The sequence below is a fragment of the Myxococcus llanfairpwllgwyngyllgogerychwyrndrobwllllantysiliogogogochensis genome (genome assembly GCF_006636215.1).
Classification (GTDB): domain Bacteria; phylum Myxococcota; class Myxococcia; order Myxococcales; family Myxococcaceae; genus Myxococcus; species Myxococcus llanfairpwllgwyngyllgogerychwyrndrobwllllantysiliogogogochensis.
Map to the genome: position 1 here is coordinate 1 of NZ_VIFM01000461.1, position 4,209 is coordinate 4,209.

7 protein-coding genes are annotated in these 4,209 nt (G+C 69.1%); 2 read left to right on the plus strand and 5 right to left on the minus strand.

Translation table 11 applies throughout. The features are described 5' to 3' along the window. Positions 1 to 191, plus strand: a 191-nt coding sequence (locus FJV41_RS52900) for a hypothetical protein (RefSeq protein WP_181791487.1), incomplete at its 5' end; no start/stop codon positions are given. 334 nt (positions 192 to 525) lie between these two features. Here FJV41_RS52900 and FJV41_RS48245 read toward each other — a convergent pair. The 3 genes from FJV41_RS48245 to FJV41_RS48255 form a co-directional block, all read right to left on the minus strand. Further along, a complete protein-coding gene (locus tag FJV41_RS48245) occupies positions 526 to 1,104 on the minus strand; it encodes an imm11 family protein (RefSeq protein ID WP_141649364.1) in 579 nt (192 codons plus the stop codon). A 1-nt stretch (position 1,105) separates the two neighbouring features. Further along, positions 1,106 to 1,843, minus strand: a complete 738-nt coding sequence (locus FJV41_RS48250) for an AHH domain-containing protein (RefSeq protein WP_141649365.1) — start codon at positions 1,841 to 1,843, stop codon at positions 1,106 to 1,108. A gap of 176 nt (positions 1,844 to 2,019) precedes the next feature. After that, positions 2,020 to 2,730: a DNA-methyltransferase gene (locus FJV41_RS48255; protein WP_141649366.1), complete on the minus strand. Its 711-nt coding sequence runs from the start codon at positions 2,728 to 2,730 to the stop codon at positions 2,020 to 2,022. A 282-nt stretch (positions 2,731 to 3,012) separates the two neighbouring features. Here FJV41_RS48255 and FJV41_RS48260 point away from each other — a divergent pair, with 282 nt between their 5' ends. Further along, positions 3,013 to 3,207, plus strand: a complete 195-nt coding sequence (locus FJV41_RS48260) for a hypothetical protein (RefSeq protein ID WP_141649367.1) — start codon at positions 3,013 to 3,015, stop codon at positions 3,205 to 3,207. Between the two features lie 68 nt (positions 3,208 to 3,275). On the opposite strand, the gene FJV41_RS52905 is transcribed toward FJV41_RS48260, so the two are convergent. Next, on the minus strand, positions 3,276 to 3,449 hold the full coding sequence (locus tag FJV41_RS52905) for a hypothetical protein (RefSeq protein ID WP_181791489.1): 174 nt from the start codon (positions 3,447 to 3,449) through the stop codon (positions 3,276 to 3,278). A gap of 56 nt (positions 3,450 to 3,505) precedes the next feature. Continuing rightward, positions 3,506 to 4,015, minus strand: a complete 510-nt coding sequence (locus FJV41_RS48265; RefSeq protein ID WP_141649368.1) for a hypothetical protein — start codon at positions 4,013 to 4,015, stop codon at positions 3,506 to 3,508. Positions 4,016 to 4,209 lie beyond the last annotated feature (194 nt).

Here is a 4,209-nt window from a genome sequence, read left to right on the forward strand (position 1 = left end):
CTCCTGAGCAACTCCACCGCCGCACTATCCGCGAGGACTTCGCGCGCGGCCTGCGGCAGCTCCGTGGCGAGCCCGAGGCCCAGGCACCCGCCGCGCCAGTCCTCCCGCAATCCGAGCGGTGCTACTGCGGCGGGCCGTGGCTGTTCGTGGGCGGCCGGCGCATCTGCGGCTTGGGCCGCCACGACGACTGAGCTTTCGTGGCGGGTCAGGCCACGGCGCGGCAGCTCGGCCTGTTGTACCGCCACTCCCGCCCGGCATCGTGCTGGGCGGGGTTGTTCTTCGCCGCGCATCGAGGAGCCCATGGCCGACGTGCGATGGCAGGCCGAGGACATGCGCGTCGTCCAGGAGCCCGGCCGCGCGCCGCGCCTGGAGGTCTACGACGCGCACGGGGACTGGTCGCCCTGGTGGGAGCCTGCGGAGCTGGCCGGGCGGGACGCAGTGTCCCTCCGGCGGCTCCTGGACCGCCTCCTGGACGTGCTGGCGAGACAGGGAGCCCGGCAACAGCAGGACTCACCCGCGGAGCGCTCACCGGAACCGCGATGCGTCGCCCCACTCCTCGACGGGGACAAATCGGAGCCCCTCGGGCGGGGGCACCATGGCCTGCACGCGGGCGACGACGTCGCGGTGGAAGAGGTGCACCGTCGACTCCGCGAGGCGGAAGGCACGTCGCTCCTCGAGGGGAACGTCCTGGAGCACGCTCTCGTCGAGCACGAGCCGGTCAAGGCTCACCATGAAGAGCCCTGAGTCCGAGTCCTCGTAGACGCTGCGCTCGCGGTCCACGCACCGCAGCGTCCGCCACATGTGGACCAGCCAGTACCTCAGCGTCGAGTCTCCAACCTGGACGTCCGCCGGCACGAGCTGGACGCCGCGGAGTTCCGCCGCGTCGAGCACGCCCCTCAGGCGCTCGGACACCACCGGAGCCGGCAAGCTGTGGTGGTCGGCCATGACGGGGCGCGGTGGCACCGGGTCTCCGAGCCGCAGCTTCACCGGCTCGCCCACCTCCACCGGACGCCCCTTGCGGAACGCAGAGGCCGACTGGTCCCAGGCCAACAACGGATGCGCCTGGGAGAGAGCGCGCTGGAGCACGTAGTAGTCGCGTTGCACGCTACACCCCCACCTGAAGCGCTCTGCGAGGCAGTGGCGCACCCGTCTGGCCGTGCTGGTGGCCGTGGCGGCGAGCCTTGGGGCACGCCCGGCGCGGCTTGTCCTGGATGCTCCGCACGCCCGAGCAGCCATCGCCGCCGGGCAGGTAGTCCAGGCCGTCCGTGGTGATGGTCCACAGCCCGCCCGAGAGCTTGCGAAGGATGGTGGCGCTCACTCTGTCCAGCTCGCGGACCAGCCCCTCGGGGTTCGCGCAGTAGCCCCCGGACTCCAGGATGCCGGCCACCGAGTCCAAGAGGCCCTTCACGGCATCGGGATAGGCCAGGTTGACGTCGTAGGCCCAGCCTGCGGAGTGCGGCCCGACATGCACGGGAACATGTAGCTCGCACGCGACCGCTGGGACGGACGGGAGGATGACGCCGTTCGGCGGGCTGTTGATGTCGTAGCCGAACCGGAGGCAGTAGAGCGGCCAGTCATCGTCGTCCATCGCCTCCGTGCAGATGAGGTGATGCGCGGCCAGGCTGTACCGGCCCGTGTACCAGGGATGCGTCTTGAACTCGGGGTCGGGAATCATGTTGTCCCGCAGCACCGGAGAGGAACCCACGTTCCACCCGGGCTTCGCCGCGAACTTGTGCTCGGGCTTGCCGCAGTAGCTGCACGGTGGGCGCTGCGGTGGCTTGGGCCCGTCGTTCGGACCGGCCTGCTCAAAGCGGACTCTCCGACCTCGGATGACGACGGACATAGGGCAAGCACACTCCCAGTCGCGTCAAATTTGAACACCCGGAAAGAGCCTGAAGCCAAGCCACTCCCTGATGGGTAGTCCTGTCCCCGATGTGGCAATGCAACCTCGCGATGCCCGCTGGTGCGCGCAGTGGCCTGCCCCGAAGTACGAGATAGGCCACCGCGTCGCGGCGCGGCTCAGCTCGCGCGCGGCAACCCCTCGCGGAGAGCAGCATCGAGGCGCCGGGCGGCGGCCTCGCAGTGGCTCTCATTGAGCTCTACGCCCACCGCGCGCAGGCCGAGCTGCTGCGCGGCCACCAGCGTTGACCCGGTGCCGGCGAACGGGTCCAGCACCAAGCCGCCCGTCGGGCACGACTTCGCCAGCAGGTGCGCCAGCAGCGCGACGGGCTTCTCGGTGGGGTGCGTGCGCTGGCGCGGGGGCACGGGCGGGTATCCAGCGATGACGGCCCCCTCGCGCTTCCCGGCCAGGGCACGCCGGTTCGACTGCGCGGCGAAGAGCACCACCTCGTAGTCGGGCGCGTAGGACTGACGCAGGTCCCCAGTGCCGCCCTGGGCCTTCCGCCAGATGCGCGCGGACCGGACCCGCAGGTGGCTGCTGCAGGCGTCGTAGAAGTCGGGCCAGCTCTGCCAGTGGCAGAAAACGTAGGCGTGCGCGTCCGGCGAGAGCGCGCGACTCGCGGAGGTGAGCGCCTCACGCAGCACCCGCATACCCTGGCGCGTGCCGTCGGCGCGGATGGACTTGGCTCCCTTCACCTTGGACTCCCATGCCATCCCGTACGGTGGGTCGGTCACCAATGCGTCCACGGACTGAGACGGGAGGTCCAGCAACAGGTCGCGGCAGTCCGCGTTGTACAGACTGACGGCGTGGTTCGTGTAGTACGGCTTCAAGTTCCCTTTCAGGCGCGGCGCGGCGGGTACTGCACTCGCTGTGCCCAACGCACGACCCCCCATCCGAGCCAGTCGCCGAGATGCATTGGACATCGAATGGGGCTGTGGCGTACCGACGAAAGCCATTGAAACCACTCATGAATCCGCCTGGAACAAGCCTTTCTCCGCGTCCAGAGAACTAGTGTTGTCTCTTCGTAAACATCGGAAATTGCTAGGTTTTCTTGCGTCCCCATTATCGGCGCGCTATCCAATGCCTCGCAGTCCTCAACAATGGAGTCACACATGGGCACTACGAATACCGAAGAACTCCTGGCCTCACTCATTCTCCTTCGGGAGCTGCAGAGTTTTGTCCCGTCCGGCGGGGCCGTGAGCCACCTCGAAACCATGAGGGAGGCGGCGAAGCTGAAGGCGACCGCAGCCATTCAGGGGCCGCTGGAAAGGTACCTGGGGAAGCCTGAGCAGCACGCCGCACCGTGATTTCATGGAGCGGTTCGAGGTGGCCGCGCTCGCGGCCCGCCCCGGTGCTCAGGAGCGGGCCGCATGCCCTACCAGCCGAAAGTCCATCGGATGCCGGCGCCAGCCATCCGTTCGCGCTGGTTCGCCTCGGCGAAGGCGAAGAGTCCCAGGTCCGGCATCAACCTGGCGCCCGCTTCCAGCCGCGCGTACGCACCGGAGAGGGAGGAGGCACCGGCCTGTGCCTCCAGGTAACCGGTCCTCACCGGGACATCAGTGAGGACACGAGAAAGCCCCGCGGCGACTGCCGCACGCGGGGCGTCTAAGGGACCGCGCCCACCACCGGAGCCAGCGCGGCCGTGCTGCCGATGGCACCGAGCGATGCCGCGCGAGCCGCCGTCTGCACCTTCTCGGCGACCTTCTGCTCGCCGTGCAGCGTCTTGAACGCCATCTTCGCCAGCTCCTCTTCGCCGGGCTTGAGCGGGCGCCAGCCGTTGGTGCGCATCCACTCGTCGAGCACGTGGAGCCCCTTGGCCGCCTTGTCGACGGCGTTCTCCGACTCATCGAGCGCGGCCCAGTCCTCGACGATGTGGAAGGCGTGGTACGCGCCCGTGGCGACGATGCGCTTGCGGCGCGCCGTCAGCCATTCCTTGCCTCCGAAGAAGAGGCCCACGGCCCCGAGGATGATGGAGAGCCCCGTGCCGATGACGCCCGGCGTGAGGAGCGACGACAGGATGGAGTCCGGGGGGCTGGTGCCCTCGGCGGCGAGCGCGGGCGGCGCGGCGAGGACGGCCATCATGAGGACGGCGAGGGCTGCGAAGTGCTTCTTCATGGGGTGCGACTCCTAAAACTGCGAGAGGACAACACCCCCGAAGAAGAGGCGGTCATCCCGCGAGAGGCAGGCGCACGAAGCCCATGAAGCCAGGGCGGTAGTGCGGCGTCTGGAACACCTTCACGCGGGCATCGGCGAGCCGTGCGTCCTCCAGCGTGAGCGTCTTTCGGCCACCGCCCGCCGCCCCCACCACC